Here is a 15,972-nt window from a genome sequence, read left to right as displayed (position 1 = left end):
GGGGATGTGCGCTGATCTTCAGAATGAGTGGTCATGGAGTTCGTCACATGACCGCGATTCTCGATCGTGAAGATGCCTCGAGCGTCCCGTCCACGCTCTGGACCAGGGATTTCTCTTTCTATTTCGCGGCCCGGGTGGTGTCGCTGCTGGGCGACGCCATGATGCCGGTCGCGACGGCGCTGGCGGTCGGGGCCATCTACGGCGTCTCGGGCGTGGGGTACGTTCTCGCCATCTGGACGGCGCCCTTCGTGCTGTTCGTGCTGTTCGGCGGGGTCTTCTCCGACCGGATCGGCGCACGCGCCATGATGGTCGGCGCGGACCTGGTGCGGATCGTCACCCAGGGCGTGCTCGCCGTCGCGTTCTTCACCGGCACCCCGCCGCTGTGGCTGCTGATCGTCGCCTCCGCGCTGTCGGGTACGGCCGCCGCGATGTTCCAGCCCGGCGTCAACGGCATGGTCCCGCTGGTCGCGAAGGACCCCCAGCGGGCCAACGGCACCCTCAAGATCGCTGACGCGGCCACCCAGCTCGGCGGCCCGGTCCTGGCCGGAGTGCTGATGGCGCTGACCGGCGCGGGCGCCGTCTACGCCCTCGACGCGGCCACCTTCCTGGTCAGCGGCCTCTGCCTGGCCCTGATCAGGCTCGCCCCCGCCGCCGGGGCCGGGGAGTCCTCGACGGTCCTGCTCGACCTGCGGCGCGGCTGGGTGGAGTTCCGCTCCCGCAGCTGGATGTGGTCGGTGATCCTGGTCTGGGTCTTTTTCGGCTTGTTCGTCTTCGGCCCCTACATCCCGCTCGGCTCCCGGCTGATCGGCGACCGTCTGGGCGAGGCCGCCTACGGCTGGGCGATGGCCGCCCTCGGCGCCGGCACCGTGATCGGCGGCCTGGTCGCGATCCGCTTCCGCCCCGCCCGCCCCCTGGCCGCGGGTGCGGTCGCCCTGATCGGCTTCACCTGCATCCCGCTGTCGGTCGCCCTGGAGCTCCCGCTTCTCCCGCTGTTGGCGGGCCATCTGCTCGGCGGCGCCTCCTGGGCGTTCTGGTCGGTGATGTGGTCGACGAGCGTCCAGACGCAGGTGGCCCCGGACGTCCTCAACCGGGTGACCGCCTACGAGGTCGCCGGCTCGGTCTCGGGCGTCGCCGTGGGCCAGGCCCTCGTCGGCCCGGTCTCCTCGATCGTCGAACCCCGGGACCTGCTGTTCGTCTCGACCGGCGTCACCGCCGCCGTCTGCGCCGCCCTCCTGCTCATCCCGCCGATCCGCCGCCTGCGCCGGGTCTGACCACCCGGGCGGGAAGTGATCCGCGGTTCACGGCGCCTGGCCGGGCGGGGCCGCCGAACCACCGTCACTCCGCCGACCGGTTCGATCGGCAGGTCGACTCAGTCCCCGGGGTGGCTTTCCAGCGGGGGTGCTCCTCGCTCGAACCGGCCGATCGAGCCGTAGGCGCCGAAGGCAGGGACGGATTCCCAGTGGGTGTCGACCGGGACGCCGGTGTACTCCACCGTCTCGCGATGCCGTTCGGCTTTGTCGGTGATGACGCGCCTGACGTGGCCGTCCTCGCGGTAGCGGATGTTTTCGCGCACTACGGCGTCGGACAGGAGCAGACCCGGTTGGTCGTTCGGATAGGTCCAGACACGGACGCCGCTCAGGAAGAGACGGTGATCGTCTTTGCCGGTGAAGACGTACTCGACGACTCTGCGGCCGAAGTCGTCGATGAAGGTCACGACGACCACGCCGGTCCGCCACACCGGCGTCACCAATACCGCAGATCGCGTGCCGGGCCGAGGCGGCAGGATCGCGGAGTATTCCTCGCCCGCGGCGTCCTTGGCCCGGGCCTCCTCTTCGGACAGCGGAGTCCCGGGCTCGTTGCGCCGATGATCCCACCTGAAGGTGTAGCCCGTCACCTTGGAAGCGTGCATCGCGATCGAGGCCTTTGACGTCGACGAAACGAAAAGAGGGGACAGCGCCATGGCCGGGCTCTCCACTGGAGAAGCCGAATCCGGGGAGAATCGAGAGCGCCCCTTCATCCGGAGCCCTCGCCGAAAGGCGCTCCGTGAAACCGCCGTTTCGGAGTCCGGCGCGTGACCCGCGCGGCGGCGTACCGCGAGCGGCCGGCGCCGGACAGGGGGTGATTGAAAACTCGTTGCCGAGGGCGCGGGTCTCTTCCTACGGTCACTCCGTGACGATCGCATACGAGTGGCGAGGCCACTTCGACAATACGGCGATCAACGCCCTGCACGCGGAGGGCTTTGGTCACGCGCCCCCGAAGGACGACCGGTGGGCTCAGGTCAACCGGCACAGCCTCGGGTGGGTCTGCGCCACGGAGGACGGCGAGCTCGTCGGCTTCGTCAATGTGGCATGGGACGGCGCCGTCCATGCCTTCGTCCTTGACACTCTCGTGACGGGGAGAGCCCGGCGGCACGGTGTCGGGACCGAACTCATCGCCGTCGCCGTCAGAGAGGCCCGCGCGGCCGGGTGCGAATGGCTCCACGTCGACTTCGACGATGACGTGAATGACTTCTACCTCGGGGCCTGCGGGTTTCGGCCGACGCACGCCGGCCTCATCGCTCTGTAACCGGGCACGACACGATTTGCCCTCCGCCGGGGAGCGCCGCGACCTCGACACAGTTGTCGCCCGAGCCGGAACAGGAACTCTTTCGCCAGATGAGATCACCCCAGACAGGATCCACGACTTCCTTCTGGCTCATCGCGGTCGCGTCTGTGCAGCTGGTTTTGGTCAGTCGAACCGGCCGTTTCGTATATCGCTGATGAAGGCGGACCATTCCGAGGGGGTGAAGGTCAGGATCGGCTCGTGGGGGGATTTCGAATCACGTACCGCGATGATGTCGGGAAGGTTCAGTGCGACTTCCACGCAGTTGTTGCCATCGCCCTGGCTGAGTGTGCTCTTGTGCCATTCTGCGCTGGATAGATCCATCGGTGCCTCACAGCCGGTCGATTAGTTCGGACAGATGCGCGATCGAGGCGTCAGCTCCAAGTGCGTCGATGACGAGGCGCTGCATCACCAGGTTATAACGTTCGAGGTGTTCGGACTCTTCGAGATAGAGATTGTCTGTCGGAGTTTCAATGTAGACAACATTCTGATCGGTGGAGTCAGGGAACCCGAGAATGACGAACTGCCCCCACAAGCCGATGTGCGGACCGGCTGACATCGGCATGACCTGAATGGTCACGTGCTCAAGCGAACAGGTATCGATCAACTTGCGAAATTGATCGCGCATGACCTCCGTGTCGCCCACTGGCCGTAGTAGGGCTGCCTCATCGATGATCGCCCGATATCGGGGCGGATTCGGGCGCTGCAGAATCTCCTGGCGGCGCATCCGAGCTTCCACGCGCTTATCGATCTCGGCAGGGTCAGCGAGAGAGGCTCGGGCCAGCTCGGCCGCGTACGCGGACGTTTGCAGCAGGCCGGGAATCACAAGAGGTTCGAAAGTGTCAATTGAGGATGCCTCCGCTTCGAGCCCTACGTAGGTGCCTGTGAAGACGCCCTTGTACTGCTCCCACCACCCTCGCTCGCGGGCACCTCGGGCGAGGTCCATGACCGCCTCCTGCTGGGCATCTCCTACCTTGTACAGCTTCAGAATGTCCCGGATGTCGCGAGGGCGCGGTCGGGCCGTTTTGCCTGTTTCGAGGCGTGAAATCGTGGCCCGCGACATGTCCAGTGATTGAGCGACCTCCTCCATGGTCAGGCCGGCAGCCTCGCGCAAACGTCGGAGTTCGGTGGCCAGACGTCGACGGCGCACCGTTGGGCCCTGGCCACTGTTTGTCATCGCTTGCCTCCAAGGGGTAGGGGTGTCGATCGTAGAGCACTCAGCGTAAGAGAAGACATATCGGTCGAGTTTCAAAATGAGAGTTGCATTTTGGTCTGTGCAGGCCACATCATAAGGCGCGTTGACGAACACGCTCTGTAAGTGCTTCGTGATGCTGTGCAACATCGGTCGTCGTTCTGGCCGGATCCCGGCCTCGCAGTCTTGATCCTTCGCATGGCAAACGCGGTACTCGCTCTGTCGGTCTCGCCTCCGCTGGAGAACTTATGAAGACACCTCGCAAGGCTCTTGAGGCGTTCTGGGATCTGCCCGCCGATCCCGAAGTGGTCGGCGTCGCGCGTCGGCTGGCGCGGGAAGCCCTCGCCGCCTGGGCCATCTCCGCCGTGGCGGAGGACGTGACCATGGTCGTGTCCGAGCTGGTGAGCAACGCGGTCGTGCACGGGAAGGCGCCGATCACCCTCTCGCTGCACCGGCACGGGCGGATCGTGTGCGGGGAGGTCACCGATCACAGCATCGTGTGGCCGAGCCCGCTTCCGGCGGGCCCGGACTCGGAACACGGTCGCGGGCTGGCGATCGTCGCGGCCTACGCCGACCGGTGGGGTGTCGAGTCCGCGCCCGAGGGCAAGACCGTCTGGTTCGTCTGCGTGGAGCCGGGATCGCGATGAGCGGCCCGCTGTCCGTCCTGGACATGCCGGACGACGTGCGGGTCTGCGTGCGGTGCGGCACCTGCATCGTCACGCTGGCCGCCGCCGTACGCACGATCTGGGCCGACCTCGTGGACGACGCGATCCCGGCCGATGTCGTCGAGCGGATCACCGCGCCGGTCACCGACATCTGGGTGGACGTGCTGTGCAACCCGTCGTGTCCACCGGGCGATCACGAGCCGCACCGCGACCGGCCGTGACGCCGTCCCCGCACCGCTCTTCGGGGACGAAGGATCGCTGCTCACGGTGGGAGGGGGACAGGCCGCACTGGCCGGCGTACTTCGAGGGGCCGACCGCGACGCCTCCGTCGCCCTGGGCGCGGGAGTCCGGCGGCACCCGGCCGCCCGGCCCGGTGGCCACGGTGACGACTGCGATCGCTGCTCGCGCCCTGTCCGCCTACCGCATGGCCAAGGGGGCGGATCAGGATTCCTCGGGGCGGATGCCCAGCTCCTCGGCGACGTGCTTCACGTGCTCGTCGCCCATGCCGTTGCGGAAGGTCTTGACGGCGAGTTCCGAGGGATCGTGGAAACCGAGCGCCCGCAGTGCCTCGACCGCCTGCGTGGCCAGCGGCCCGGTGTCCGCCCAGACGACCGGGCTGCCGACCGTCCAGCTGACGCACTTCCCGGTGACCGTGTCGGGAGTCCAGCCGATCTCGAACATTCGCCGCTCGCGGTCGGTCCTGGGGGCGTCCGGATCCGGGGTGTCCGTCGACACCGGCCGGTAGTCGAGTGCGCCGGTGCTCGCGAAGCCATAGTGATCCGTCATGAACTGCACTCCGCCGCGTTCCCCGTTGGTCAGGATCACGGCGCTCTCGGTGGGGAGGGTCTGCAGCACCCAGTCCAGGCGCCGCCGCAGATCCTCCCACTCGGTACACCGGGTGGGAGCGCCGGTGGCCGTGGGCCGCTCGTCGCGACCTTTCAAGAAGAGCGGAGCGTCGAGGGGACCGTCATCACCCCACGACCAGCAGCGCAACCGCTCCGGCGGCACGGCGAGCACGTCACACAACGCGCCGATGACGGCCTCGGCGTGACCCGTGAGGAATTCCAGGTCGCTCTCGTACCATGTCCAGCCGATGGACCAGGTGGGACGGATCTGCGAGGTTCCGGTGGCCTCCAGTCTCCAGCCCAGCGCGTGAAGCCGCTCCCGCTGGACGTCGGAGAGCCCGCGCGCCTCGAAGATCTCCGCGTAGACGTACCTGTCCATGAACTTGCTCAATATGACGTACGTTCCGGTCGCCGAATCGCCCAGGCGTACGCGGTCACCTGGCGCGTTGGAGCCGTTCAGGCATTTGACGATCCATGGGGGAGCCGATCCGACCTCACCGGAGTAGGGCTGCGCGAGGACATCCCAGATCGAATCCCGCGTGTCGTCTTCGCCGCGGCTTTCGGAACCGTGAGTGTGCGAGTTCATTCAACACGTCCAACAGGCTCGTACGGAAAGGATCTTCCGCCCGATGCTACCGACCACGGTGGTACGTGCCGACCGAGCGGGCATGGGACGGGGGTTTCCGGGGTCGGCCCTATCGTGGAGCGCTGCCGTGAAGGTCGTGAAGTGGTGGCCGATCGGTCGAACGGGCGCTGTGACACCGTGAAGGTGAAGGTCCTCATGTCGGAGGGGCGGTGGTCGTGGCCGCCCGGAACAACGCGAAATGGTGTGACCTTGTGTGCCGGAGTCACGGCATCCCCGGCGAGTTCGGTCCCGGGTTCTGGGTGAATCGGCGTCACCGCCTGAGTCCGACACTCTCGGATCTCCCGGCCGCGACACCACCGCCCGGAACGTGATCTATTGATCATCCAGCGTGCGTTCTCAGACGAGGTGTCCGTCCTACGGGGGGAAGCTCATCTCTCGCAGTCCCGATGGATCTGTTCCGTCGCCGCTCCGCGAGACCGTGGAAGACGCCGGCAGGCAACGAGAACCGGCGAAGCGCCCCCGTGCTCAGCCGCGGTGGCTCCAGCCGCTCTTCCATGACGGTGACCCGTCCGAGCGCCTCAGATGACGCACTCTTCGGCGGTGGCGAGTTGTACGAGGCCGGCGTCCATCAGGTGGCTGACGAGGCGCCTGCGATCCAGGAGTGTCCGATGGCCGGAAGGGGTGATCAACGAATCTCCACCCAAAATCAGATGGTCTGATTTCATGAAGGTGATGACTGCCACTGAGGCGTCTCGGAGCTTCGCGGTCGTTCTGGACGAGGCTGAGCGGGGGGAGACGATCGTGGTCACTCGTGGGGGCAAGCGGATCGCGGTGATCGGTCCCGCGCCCACGGCGCCGGGGCGTATGGTCAAAGCCTTCCTGGCCAGAGCCGTGGGGACGCTGGACGCCGGCTTTGAGGCCGATGTCGCGGCGGCCCGGGAGGCGGTCGACGACGAGATGAGGAGCACGTGGCCCGACGCCTGATCCCGGACACCGGCGTGCTGAGCGCGGTGGAGCGGGGCAGGGCCTCCGTGGACGCGGTGATCGGGGATGCCGACGATGTGGCGATCGCCGCGATCACAGTGGCCGAGTTGCTCGTCGGCGTGGAACTGGCGGATGCGGCACGCCGTCCCGGGCGGCAGGCTTTCGTGGATGAGGTTCTGGCGTTGATCCCGGTCGAGGAGTACACGGTGGACGTCGCCAGGGTTCACGCTCGCCTCCTGGCCGATGCGCGCCGCTCGGGAAAGGCGCGGGGAGCGTACGATCTGCTGATCGCCGCGACGGCGGCCGCCACCGCGAGAATCGTGATCACGATGGATTCGTCCGCCGGGTTCGACGACCTGCCCGGGGTCCGGGCACAGGTCGTTCCCCGCTGAACGCCACGATGCCCGGGTTCCATCGCTGTCGGCCGACGTGCACACGCGAGGCGGCGCAAGACGGCCGGAGCCGGACCGGATGAAACGGAGACCGGCGAAGCGCGCGCGGTCCCCTGTGTTCAGCCGCAGTGGCTCCAGCCGCTCTTCCAGGACCGCGACCCGTGCGAGCCGCCCCAGATCACACACTTCTTCGCGGCGGAGAGCCGTACCGGGCCCGCGTAGGCGGTGAACCTGCCGGGGTTGCTCCTGGTGAGGCCGCCCTTCACCTGAAGGATTGCGTTCATCGCGATCTTGGAGGGGAACACATACCTGGACATGGTGACCACACAGTTCCTGCCCTGCGCGGCGTTGTAGAGGAGATAGACGGTCGCCGCGCTGCCCAGGGCCCTGGAGTTGACCACCTTGTAGCCGCTTCCGCAGATGCCGGTGGCCCTGTAGGGGTTGGGCCTCGGGCTCGGCTTGGCGATGATGGTGGGCTTCACCGTCGGTGGCGCGGTGGTGGGACTGGAGATCGTCTTCTGAGACGACGAGGGCTTGGGGGCGTCGCTCGGCCGCAGCGAGGTCGTCGGCTTGGCGGACGGGGTCGGCTTGGGGGATCCACTGGGTCTTCGCGTCGGCTTCTCCACGGCGGGGTCCCGACCCTCGGACGGCTGCGAGGTGCGCCGGGACGGGGGAGGCGTGAGCGCGACGACCGTCTCGCTCTCCTCCCGCGAGGCCGTCTCCGAGGGCTCGGGAGACTCCTCCAAAGCGTCGGGCGGGTCGTCGGGGACGAGCGTCGGCTCCGGCTCCGCGATCCCCGACACGGTGGGGGTCGCCGCCGGTCGCGCCGCCGCGGCCTTCTCGTCGTCCTGGAGAAGCACCACGGCCCCGGCGGCCATGCCGAGCGCGGCCACGACCGCCACCCCGGCGAGCAGGAGCCCCACCGGCCGGGGCGCCTTCCTCTTGCCGGGCTCCTGACTGTTCTGTCCCGGTCCGCGCCGCTCCGGTCCGCCGGGCCACGGTCCGGCCTGTCCGGGGCCGCCCGCCGGTGGTCCGGCCTGACCCTGCGCGCCGTGCCCGCCCTGTCGCGCGGCCGTCCCGGTTCCGGGTACGGTCGCGCGTCCGGTGCCGGAACCTGGCATGGAACCAGGCATGGAACCGGGCACGGTGCCGTAACCAGGTGCGGTGTCGGCACCGGTGCCGCGGGCATGGAAGGAACCGGGCGCGGGACCGGACGCTTGGCCCGGTCCGGGGAGGGGGGCGGCCGGGCGGGGGACCGGGGTGGTGGGGCCCGAGCCCATCAGGTGGCTGACGAGTTGTTCGGCGGTGGGGCGCAGGGCCGGGTCCTTGGACAGGCAGGCCGCGATCAGGTCGCGCAGCGGCCCCTCCAGCGTGCCCAGCTCCGGCGGCGCGTTCAGGATCCGGTTGATCACGACGGCGATGGAGTCCTGGCCGAACGCGGGCCTACCGGTCGCGGCGAAGACCATCGTGACGCCCCAGGCGAACACGTCGGCCGCGGGCGTCACGTCGCCGGAACCGAGCTGCTCGGGCGCGAGGTAGGACGGGGTTCCCATGGCCACCCCGGTCGCCGTCATCCCCGGGGAGTCCAGCGCCCTGGCGATGCCGAAGTCGATCACCACCGGGCCCTCGGGGCCCATCAGCACGTTGGCGGGCTTGAAGTCGCGGTGCAGGATGCCCGCGCGGTGGATCGCCGACAGCGCGGTGGCCGTACTGACCGCGAGACGTTCCAGGGAGGCGCCGCGCCGGGGCCCCTCCCGGTCGACCAGCAGGCGCAGGGACGGTCCCGGGACGTACTCGCTCACGATGTACGGGCGGCTTCCCGCGAGGTCGGCGTGGAGCACCGCCGCGGTACAGAACCGGGCCACCCGCTGCGCGACCGACACCTCGCGCAGGAAGCGGGCCCTGGCCTCGGGATCGCCGGCCAGCCCGTGGTGCAGGAGCTTGACGGCGACCTGCTCGCCCTCGGGCCCCCGTCCGAGGTAGACGATCCCCTGGCCGCCCTCGCCGAGCCGTCCGATCAGCTCGAACGAGCCCAGCCGCGACGGATCCTCCTCGTTGAGCGGCTCTGTCACGATGTCCCCCGAACAAAACCCGAAAAATGGTTTATGTGAGGCAGAACGCTACCAGCGCGGGTGGTGACGGAGATCCGCGGCGACGGGGGAGGCCGCTCAGATGGCCTTGCCGGGGTTGAGGATGCCGAGAGGGTCGAAGACCCGCTTGATCCCGTGGTGGATCTCCTCGGTGACCGGCCCGGTCTCCAGTGCCAGCCAGCGTTGTTTCAGCAGCCCGACACCGTGCTCGCCGGTGAGCGTGCCGCCCATCTCCAGGGTCTCCCTGAAGAGCTCGTCGGCCGCCGCCCACACCTCCGGCGGCGGTTCGGTCAGGGCGTGGTCGAAGATGAAGACCGGGTGCAGGTTGCCGTCGCCCGCGTGGGCGACCGTGGTGATCAGCACGTCGTGCCTGACGGCGATCGCCTCGATCTTCTCGATCATGTCCGGTAGCGAGGAGCGCGGCACGCACACGTCCTCCACCAGGCACTTGCCCAGCCGCTCCTTGGCCTGGTAGGCCATCCGCCGGACCCCGATCAGCTCCTCGGCCTCCTGCGCCGACGACGACACCGCCACGAAGGCCGCGCCGTTGGCGGTGCAGAGCTCGGCCATGCGCTCGGAGACCGCGGGGCCGTCCACCGCGTCCGACTGCGCGATCAGCATCGCCCGGGTCGACTCCTCCAGCCCGATGTTCCGCCAGTCGTCGATGGCCTTGAGCGTGTTGCGGTCGAGCATCTCCATCAGCGACGGCTGGCATCCGGCCGCGATGATCGCCGAGACGGCGGCGGCGGCGTCCCTGAGGGAGGCGAACTCGGCCGCGATCGTCGCCGGGTAGACCGACGGTGCCCTGCGCAGCCGCACCGTCGCCGCGGTGATGACCCCGAGCGTCCCCTCGGAGCCGACGAACAGCCCGGTCAGGTCGTACCCCGTCACGCCCTTCACGGTGCGCCTGCCGGTGTTGATCACCCGCCCGTCGGCGAGCACGACCTCCAGGCCCATCGCCGAGTCGCGGGTCACGCCGTACTTCACGCACCGCAGGCCGCCCGCGTTGGTGGCCAGGTTGCCGCCGATGGTGGAGATCTCGTACGAGGAGGGGTCGGGGGCGTACATCAGCCCGTGCTCGCGGGCGGCCCGGTCCAGGTCGGCGGTGATGACGCCCGGCTCGACCACGGCCATCTCGTCGGCGGGGGACAGCTCCCTGATGGCCGCCATCTTGTGCAGCGCCAGCACGACGCATCCCTCGACGGCGGTCGCCCCGCCCGCCAGGCCGGTCCCGGCTCCCCTGGGGACCACGGGCACCCGGTGCTCGGTGGCCCACCTCATCACGGCGACCACGTCGTCCCTGGTGTGCGCCAGCACCACGGCCAGCGGTTTGCCCGGCTCCAGAAAGGTCCGGTCCCTCGCGTAGGAGTCGGTCACGTCGGGGTCGGTCAGCACCTTCTCCGGTGCGAGCGCGGTGACGAGTTCGGAGATAGCGGTCACACGTTGGACTGTACGGCCTGCCCCAACATGCTCCTCCCGGACAAAAGGTACTTTATTGCAGTTTCGCAACATCATTTGGTCTCTTGACTCTCGCTTTACCTTCTCGTCTAACGTCCCGGTTCGGTGCGCTCATACGGCGCGCCGGAGATGGACGCGTCCGGCCAACCCGGGCGCAGGGAAGGGGACACGTTGTCCGGCAGAGTCAGCAGCGGAGGCGCCGGCAGGCGTCTCCTCGCGATTGTTCCCGTGCTCGGCCTGGCCGTCACGGGACTGGCCGTGGGCGGTGCGTCGGCCGAGAGCGACGCCTCGGTCGCGCGGTACCAGCCGACCGCGGCCGATTACTACATCAACTACGCGCCTCCCAGGGACGAGCCGGAGGTCGAGGACCCCGCCGTGCCGTCGGCCAAGGCGCGTAAGAGCCCCTCCGAGAAGATCGCCGAGAAGTACTCGGAGGGCAACCCCGTCGCCGCGCGGGTGCTGGCCAAACGTGAGGCCGAGGCGATCAGGACGGGGATCAACCCCGCCGACTTCATCTTCAAGAAGTCGAAGACCGTCAAGACGGCCAAGCTCCTCACGCTGCTGGTGGAGTTCAACGAAAAGGCCAACGACGACTTCTCCGGCTTCTCCCGGCCCGGGAACGTCGACAGCGAGGACCCGGCCGAGTGCGTCACCGAGCCGGCGGGCACGCTGCTCAACGGCCCGCTGCACAACAAGATCCCCAACCCGGCCACGCTGTCCCACAAGGACAACAACAGCTTCTGGGTGCCCGACTTCAGCCCCGACCACTTCAACAAGATGCTCTACACCAAGCAGGGCATCACCCAGCGCGTCCGCACCGACCTGACCGACCCCCGGGACGGCCGCAAGGGCATCGACATCTCCGGCTTCACCATGAAGAACATGTACGAGGAGATGTCCAAGGGCGCCTACACGGTCACCGGGCAGGCCAGCCCGTGGATCAAGGTCCCGCACTCCGAGGCCTACTACGGCGCGCGCGCCTGTGGCCAGCCGGTGCAGGACATGAGCGGCCACCCGGACAACCCGCTCGGGGCCGGCCAGCTCGCCATCGACGCGGTCAACACCCTGGCCGCCGCCGACCCGGCCTTCCCCTGGGCCGACTACGACCTCGAGGACGTCGGTGACGCCGACGGCGACGGCAACTTCGCCGAGCCCGACGGCGTGGTCGACCACCTGGTCCTGGTCCACGCGGGCAAGGACAAGTCCTCCGACGGCGGCGCCGAGGGCACCTACGCGATCTGGGCGCACTCCAGCGCGGTGGCCGGCGGCTACCAGGTGCCCGGCAAGAACGTGAAGATCTCCAACTACATCGTGCAGCCCGAGGACTCCGGCGTCGGCGTCTTCGCCCACGAGTACGGTCACGACCTGGGCCTGCCGGACCTCTACGACACCAGCGGCCAGGCCTCCTCGGCCGTCGACTTCTGGGACCTCATGTCCAGCGGCTCGCACAGCGGCCCGATCTTCCAGTCGATGCCCGCCCACATGAGCATCTGGAGCAAGTGGGTCCTCGGCTGGGCCAACCCCAAGGTCTTCAACCCCGGCGACCGCGCCGCCGCGGTGACGATCGGCCAGGCCTCGCGCACCCCCAAGCTCACCCAGGACGGCGTCAGGGTCAACCTGACGAGCCCCCCGGTCACGATGGTCGAGCCGCACAGCGGCACCAAGACTTTCTGGTCCAACTTCGACCAGGAATGGGCCAACGTCAAGATCGGCCGTGACCTCCAGGTGCCCGCCGGGACCGACCTGAAGTTCCGGATGTGGAACAACTACGAGATCGAGGAAGACTGGGACTACGGTTTCGTCGAGATCTCCACCGACGGCGGCACGACCTGGGCCCAGCAGAAGGTCTACACCGAGGGCGGCGCCCTGGTCTCCACCGACGACGACTACACCGACCCCAACAAGAACCTGGCCACGTTCGGCAACAAGAAGTACGGCCTCACCGGTAACACCGACGGCTGGCGGCACGACTACGTCGACCTCGCCCCGTTCGCCGGCAAGACCGTCAAGCTGCGCCTGACCTACAACACCGACGCGGCGTTCACCCCGCGCGGCTGGCACGTCGACGACTTCTCGCTCACCAACGGCACCCAGACCGTCTGGAGCGACGACCTCGAGAGCGGCGCGGCCGGCTGGACGGCCAACGGCGGCACCTTCAACGGCACCACCGGCGCGGGCTGGGTCGTCAACGACGGCAAGCGCGAGGTCTCCCGGTTCTATCTGGCCGAGTGGCGCAACTACGACGGGTTCGACAAGGGCCTGCAGTACACCTACACCACCAACTACTCGCGTGACGGCGCCTGGAAGGTGGAGAAGGTCAAGTACAACGCCCCCGGCCTGCTCGTCTGGTTCCGCGACTCGAACTACACCAACAACTCGGTGGCCAACAACCTCGAACTGGCGCCGAGCATCGGTTCCAAGGGCAGCCTGATCCTCGTCGACTCCCACTTCGACCCGCTGCGGCGGACCGGCGCGGCGGCCGAGAAGGACACCACCACGCTCAAGAACATGAACGGCCGCGTGCAGACCTCGAACGCCGCCTTCTCCTTCTCCAAGACCTACCCCTTCACCGAGTGCTTCGAGGGGCCCGGTGAGCCCTTCAGCGAGTACTGCACCAAGGTGGCTGCGCAGCGCGGCGTCTCCGAGTTCACCGACGCCAAGACCTGGTACCCCGGGTTCGAGGCGCGCGGCACCAGCCTGTTCTACCGCGACTTCGACGCCTCGACGGTCGTCCCCTCCAAGGACGACCAGCTCTACAGCACCCGGGTCGTCAACGCCGACGGCACCCCGGCCACCGAGCTGTACGGGACCGACATGGGCAACGGCCACGTCCTCGGCTCCGGCAACCCCGGCGACGAGGGCAAGGCGCTGGGCGTGAAGCTCAAGCTGATCACCCCGTTCCCGGGCAACCTCGGCGCGATCGTGCAGGTCACCCCGCCCAAGAAGTAAACAAGGGCCCACGGGCACCGGGCCCCGCCGTCACCGACGGCGGGGCCCTACCATTTGAACGGGCAAACACCCGATCGGATAGGGGCAGCGTGGGAGAGCTTCGAAGCAAGGCCGAGCACACCGAGGCCATCCGGACCGAGGGCAGCGTCTGCGTGGTCGTCAACACGCGCTCGCGCCGCGGCCGGCGCCGCTACCCCGACGTGGTCCGCGCGCTGCGGGCCCAGGGGTTCGGCTCGATCCGCTTCTTCCCGGTGGTCGATCCCAAACGCCTGCGCGCCACCCTGGAGGAGGCCCTGGCGGCCGAGCCCGACCTGCTCGTGGTGGGCGGCGGCGACGGCACGCTCAGCGCCGCCGTCAAGCACGTCGCCCACCGGGACGTCGCCCTCGGCGTGCTGCCCCTGGGCACCACCAACAACTTCGTCCGCAGTCTCGGCGTCCCCCTCGACCTCGCCGGAGCCATCCGGGTCCTGCGCACGGGGAAGGTCGCCGACATCGACCTGGGGATCGCCGGAGACCGCGAGTTCGCCAACCTGGCCAGTTTCGGGGTCTCGGTGGAGGTGGCGGGCAAGGTCAGGCACGGGGTGAAGCGCTTCCTCGGCCGCGCGGCCTACCCGCTCACGGCCCTGACGGTCCTGCCGCGCCACCAGCCGTTCCGCGCCTTCCTCACCGTGGACGGGCGCCGCCACGAGCTGCTCACCCACCAGCTCAACATCGCCAACGGCCGCTTCCACGGCGGCTGGCAGGTCGCCAAGGACATCAGCATCGACAACGGACGCCTGGTCGCGTACCAGCTCGGCTCGGGCAAGCGCCTGCGCCTGCTGGTGGAGACCATGATCCGCGCCAGCAGCGGCCGCTGGCGCAGCCTGGCGGGAGGCCCCTTCGTCGTGGGGCGCGAGATGCACCTGGAGACCGACCCGCCGATGGCCGCCGACGTCGACGGCGAGGTCCGCCTGATGACCCCCATCACGATCCGCACCGTCCCCAACGGGCTGCGGGTGATGGTCCCCGACGACTTCGTCGACTCCTGAGCCCGGCGCCGCCGTGATTGGAACCGGCCTCCTCGGGTAGTTGGAGGGTTCCGACAGAGGAGGACACCATGGCGTCGCTGATCGACCGGGTCCGAAACTACCTGCGCACCCCGCAGGGGCAGAGGAACATGGAGAAGGCAAGGACTATGGCCCGCGACCCGCGCAACCGGCAGAAGCTGCGCGGGCTTCTCGACCGCTTCCGGGGCGGCCACACGCGTCGCTGACCCCGCCCCCGGCGGTGCGCCAGGCCCAGGCGACAGCCCGGGCCCGGCTCCCGTACGCCCCGCGTCCCGCCTGTTCCCGAGGCGCGCACCCTTACCCGTCGCGCATCCGCGCCGATCGCGCCCTGAGGCCGCGCGCACCCGTGCCGGTCGCGCACCCGCGCCGATCCGCGCGACCCCTTACACCCAGCGGCTCAGTCGCGACGGGCGGGCAGGTCAGGGAGATCGTCGGTCCAGCCGATCCGCTCGTACGCGGTGAACGAGGTGACCTTGTAGGTCCGCCCGTCCGGGAGCCGGTCGAGACCGTCCCTCTCCCTGGACAGCGGCAGCCCGCTCGCCACGTCGATCACGAGCCGGTTCCTCCCGTAGACCTTGTTCTCGCCCTGGGGGGTGGGCGTGCTGGCCGGGACCGCGGTCGCCGCGGCCAGCAGGACCTGCCTCGCCGTGGCGGAGGTGTCCGGCCCCGGCAGCTTTGTGAGCGGTGTCGGGGGGCGTACGGCGGTCGGCGAGGCGATCACCAGGGCCGCGGCCGCCGCGGTCCCGGCCAGCCCCACCCCCAGGGCCGTCCACCAGGCTGTCCTGCGGCCGCGTCGCGCCTGCCGGATCATCCGGCCGCCCGGAGGCCGGGGCGAGGGCAGCCCGGACGGCTCGGGGGACTCGGTGAAGGGGTCGACGGCGGCCAGGAGCCGGGCCCGGCCCGCCGCGATCACCTCGCGGGACGGCTCCGGCTCGGTGAGCAGGTCGCGGACCGAGGTCAGTTCATCCATCGGAGCCTCCGATCATGGGGTTGACGCCGCCCAGCGCCGCGCGCAGCTTCCTGCGCACCCGGTTGAGCCGGGAGCCGACGGTGCCGAACGGGATGCGGAGGGTCTGCGAGACCTCCTCTTGACATCCACTCCGTCCTAAAGGACGGAGATTCCCGCCTGCCGCGTGGGCTTCGGGTGGGTTCCTGCTTCATCGC

Annotated in this window: 17 protein-coding genes; 9 read left to right on the top strand and 8 right to left on the bottom strand. The window is 69.1% G+C overall.

Annotation, left to right across the window (positions count from 1 at the left end):
- Positions 1-47: 47 nt before the first annotated feature.
- Positions 48-1,271: an MFS transporter gene (locus ACSDR0_RS27670; RefSeq protein WP_435291810.1), complete on the top strand. Its 1,224-nt coding sequence runs from the start codon at positions 48-50 to the stop codon at positions 1,269-1,271.
- A gap of 98 nt (positions 1,272-1,369) precedes the next feature.
- On the opposite strand, the gene ACSDR0_RS27665 is transcribed toward ACSDR0_RS27670, so the two are convergent.
- Entirely contained in the window at positions 1,370-1,975 is a 606-nt protein-coding gene (locus ACSDR0_RS27665) for a hypothetical protein (RefSeq protein WP_435291809.1), read from the bottom strand.
- A gap of 194 nt (positions 1,976-2,169) precedes the next feature.
- Here ACSDR0_RS27665 and ACSDR0_RS27660 point away from each other — a divergent pair, with 194 nt between their 5' ends.
- Positions 2,170-2,565, top strand: coding sequence for a GNAT family N-acetyltransferase (locus ACSDR0_RS27660; protein WP_435291808.1), 396 nt, complete (start codon positions 2,170-2,172; stop codon positions 2,563-2,565).
- On the opposite strand, the gene ACSDR0_RS27655 is transcribed toward ACSDR0_RS27660, so the two are convergent.
- Genes ACSDR0_RS27655 through ACSDR0_RS27645 form a run of 3 tightly spaced genes read right to left on the bottom strand, consistent with a single transcriptional unit; the run spans position 2,552 to position 3,943 of the window.
- Positions 2,552-2,698: a DUF397 domain-containing protein gene (locus ACSDR0_RS27655; RefSeq protein WP_435291807.1), complete on the bottom strand. Its 147-nt coding sequence runs from the start codon at positions 2,696-2,698 to the stop codon at positions 2,552-2,554. The two genes, ACSDR0_RS27660 and ACSDR0_RS27655, sit on opposite strands and share 14 nt — an antisense overlap.
- A 29-nt stretch (positions 2,699-2,727) precedes the next feature.
- Entirely contained in the window at positions 2,728-2,925 is a 198-nt protein-coding gene (locus ACSDR0_RS27650) for a DUF397 domain-containing protein (RefSeq protein WP_435291806.1), read from the bottom strand.
- Positions 2,926-2,932: 7 nt separating this feature from the next.
- Positions 2,933-3,943, bottom strand: coding sequence for a helix-turn-helix domain-containing protein (locus ACSDR0_RS27645; protein ID WP_435291805.1), 1,011 nt, complete (start codon positions 3,941-3,943; stop codon positions 2,933-2,935).
- Between the two features lie 98 nt (positions 3,944-4,041).
- Here ACSDR0_RS27645 and ACSDR0_RS27640 point away from each other — a divergent pair, with 98 nt between their 5' ends.
- Both ACSDR0_RS27640 and ACSDR0_RS27635 read left to right on the top strand, forming a co-directional pair.
- Positions 4,042-4,440 carry an ATP-binding protein gene (locus ACSDR0_RS27640; protein ID WP_435291804.1) on the top strand — a complete coding sequence of 133 codons (399 nt, stop codon included), beginning with the start codon at positions 4,042-4,044 and terminating at the stop codon, positions 4,438-4,440.
- On the top strand, positions 4,437-4,679 hold the full coding sequence (locus ACSDR0_RS27635; RefSeq protein WP_435291803.1) for a hypothetical protein: 243 nt from the start codon (positions 4,437-4,439) through the stop codon (positions 4,677-4,679). The genes ACSDR0_RS27640 and ACSDR0_RS27635 overlap by 4 nt, the downstream gene beginning before the upstream one ends.
- Before the next feature lie 220 nt (positions 4,680-4,899).
- Here ACSDR0_RS27635 and ACSDR0_RS27630 read toward each other — a convergent pair whose 3' ends face one another.
- The gene (locus tag ACSDR0_RS27630; protein ID WP_435291802.1) at positions 4,900-5,889 is read right to left on the bottom strand and encodes a TY-Chap domain-containing protein; all 990 of its coding nucleotides are present in this window, start codon (positions 5,887-5,889) and stop codon (positions 4,900-4,902) included.
- 732 nt (positions 5,890-6,621) lie between these two features.
- Between ACSDR0_RS27630 and ACSDR0_RS27625 the strand changes: the two genes are divergently transcribed.
- Both ACSDR0_RS27625 and ACSDR0_RS27620 read left to right on the top strand, forming a co-directional pair.
- Complete coding sequence (locus ACSDR0_RS27625; protein ID WP_435291801.1) at positions 6,622-6,873, top strand: type II toxin-antitoxin system Phd/YefM family antitoxin; 252 nt, start codon at positions 6,622-6,624, stop codon at positions 6,871-6,873.
- Entirely contained in the window at positions 6,858-7,265 is a 408-nt protein-coding gene (locus ACSDR0_RS27620; protein ID WP_435291800.1) for a PIN domain-containing protein, read from the top strand. Before ACSDR0_RS27625 ends, ACSDR0_RS27620 begins: the two co-directional genes overlap by 16 nt.
- 119 nt (positions 7,266-7,384) lie before the next feature.
- On the opposite strand, the gene ACSDR0_RS27615 is transcribed toward ACSDR0_RS27620, so the two are convergent.
- Both ACSDR0_RS27615 and ACSDR0_RS27610 read right to left on the bottom strand, forming a co-directional pair.
- Entirely contained in the window at positions 7,385-9,337 is a 1,953-nt protein-coding gene (locus ACSDR0_RS27615; RefSeq protein ID WP_435291799.1) for a protein kinase domain-containing protein, read from the bottom strand.
- 96 nt (positions 9,338-9,433) lie between these two features.
- The gene (locus ACSDR0_RS27610) at positions 9,434-10,795 is read right to left on the bottom strand and encodes an FAD-binding oxidoreductase (protein WP_435291798.1); all 1,362 of its coding nucleotides are present in this window, start codon (positions 10,793-10,795) and stop codon (positions 9,434-9,436) included.
- A gap of 189 nt (positions 10,796-10,984) precedes the next feature.
- On the opposite strand from ACSDR0_RS27610, the gene ACSDR0_RS27605 reads away from it, so the two are divergent.
- From ACSDR0_RS27605 to ACSDR0_RS27595, 3 genes are all read left to right on the top strand, one after another.
- A complete protein-coding gene (locus tag ACSDR0_RS27605; RefSeq protein ID WP_435291797.1) occupies positions 10,985-13,762 on the top strand; it encodes an immune inhibitor A domain-containing protein in 2,778 nt (925 codons plus the stop codon).
- Between the two features lie 89 nt (positions 13,763-13,851).
- Complete coding sequence (locus ACSDR0_RS27600) at positions 13,852-14,790, top strand: diacylglycerol/lipid kinase family protein (protein ID WP_435291796.1); 939 nt, start codon at positions 13,852-13,854, stop codon at positions 14,788-14,790.
- A gap of 68 nt (positions 14,791-14,858) precedes the next feature.
- Entirely contained in the window at positions 14,859-15,014 is a 156-nt protein-coding gene (locus tag ACSDR0_RS27595) for a hypothetical protein (protein WP_435291795.1), read from the top strand.
- A 191-nt stretch (positions 15,015-15,205) separates the two neighbouring features.
- Here the strand turns inward: ACSDR0_RS27595 and ACSDR0_RS27590 are convergent, their stop codons facing one another.
- Positions 15,206-15,778, bottom strand: coding sequence for a hypothetical protein (locus ACSDR0_RS27590; protein WP_435291794.1), 573 nt, complete (start codon positions 15,776-15,778; stop codon positions 15,206-15,208).
- Positions 15,779-15,972 lie beyond the last annotated feature (194 nt).

The sequence above is a fragment of the Streptosporangium sp. G11 genome (assembly GCF_051192615.1).
Taxonomy (GTDB): domain Bacteria; phylum Actinomycetota; class Actinomycetes; order Streptosporangiales; family Streptosporangiaceae; genus Streptosporangium.
The sequence above is the reverse complement of the archived record's forward strand: the minus strand, read 5'-3'. Positions and strand labels throughout refer to the sequence as shown.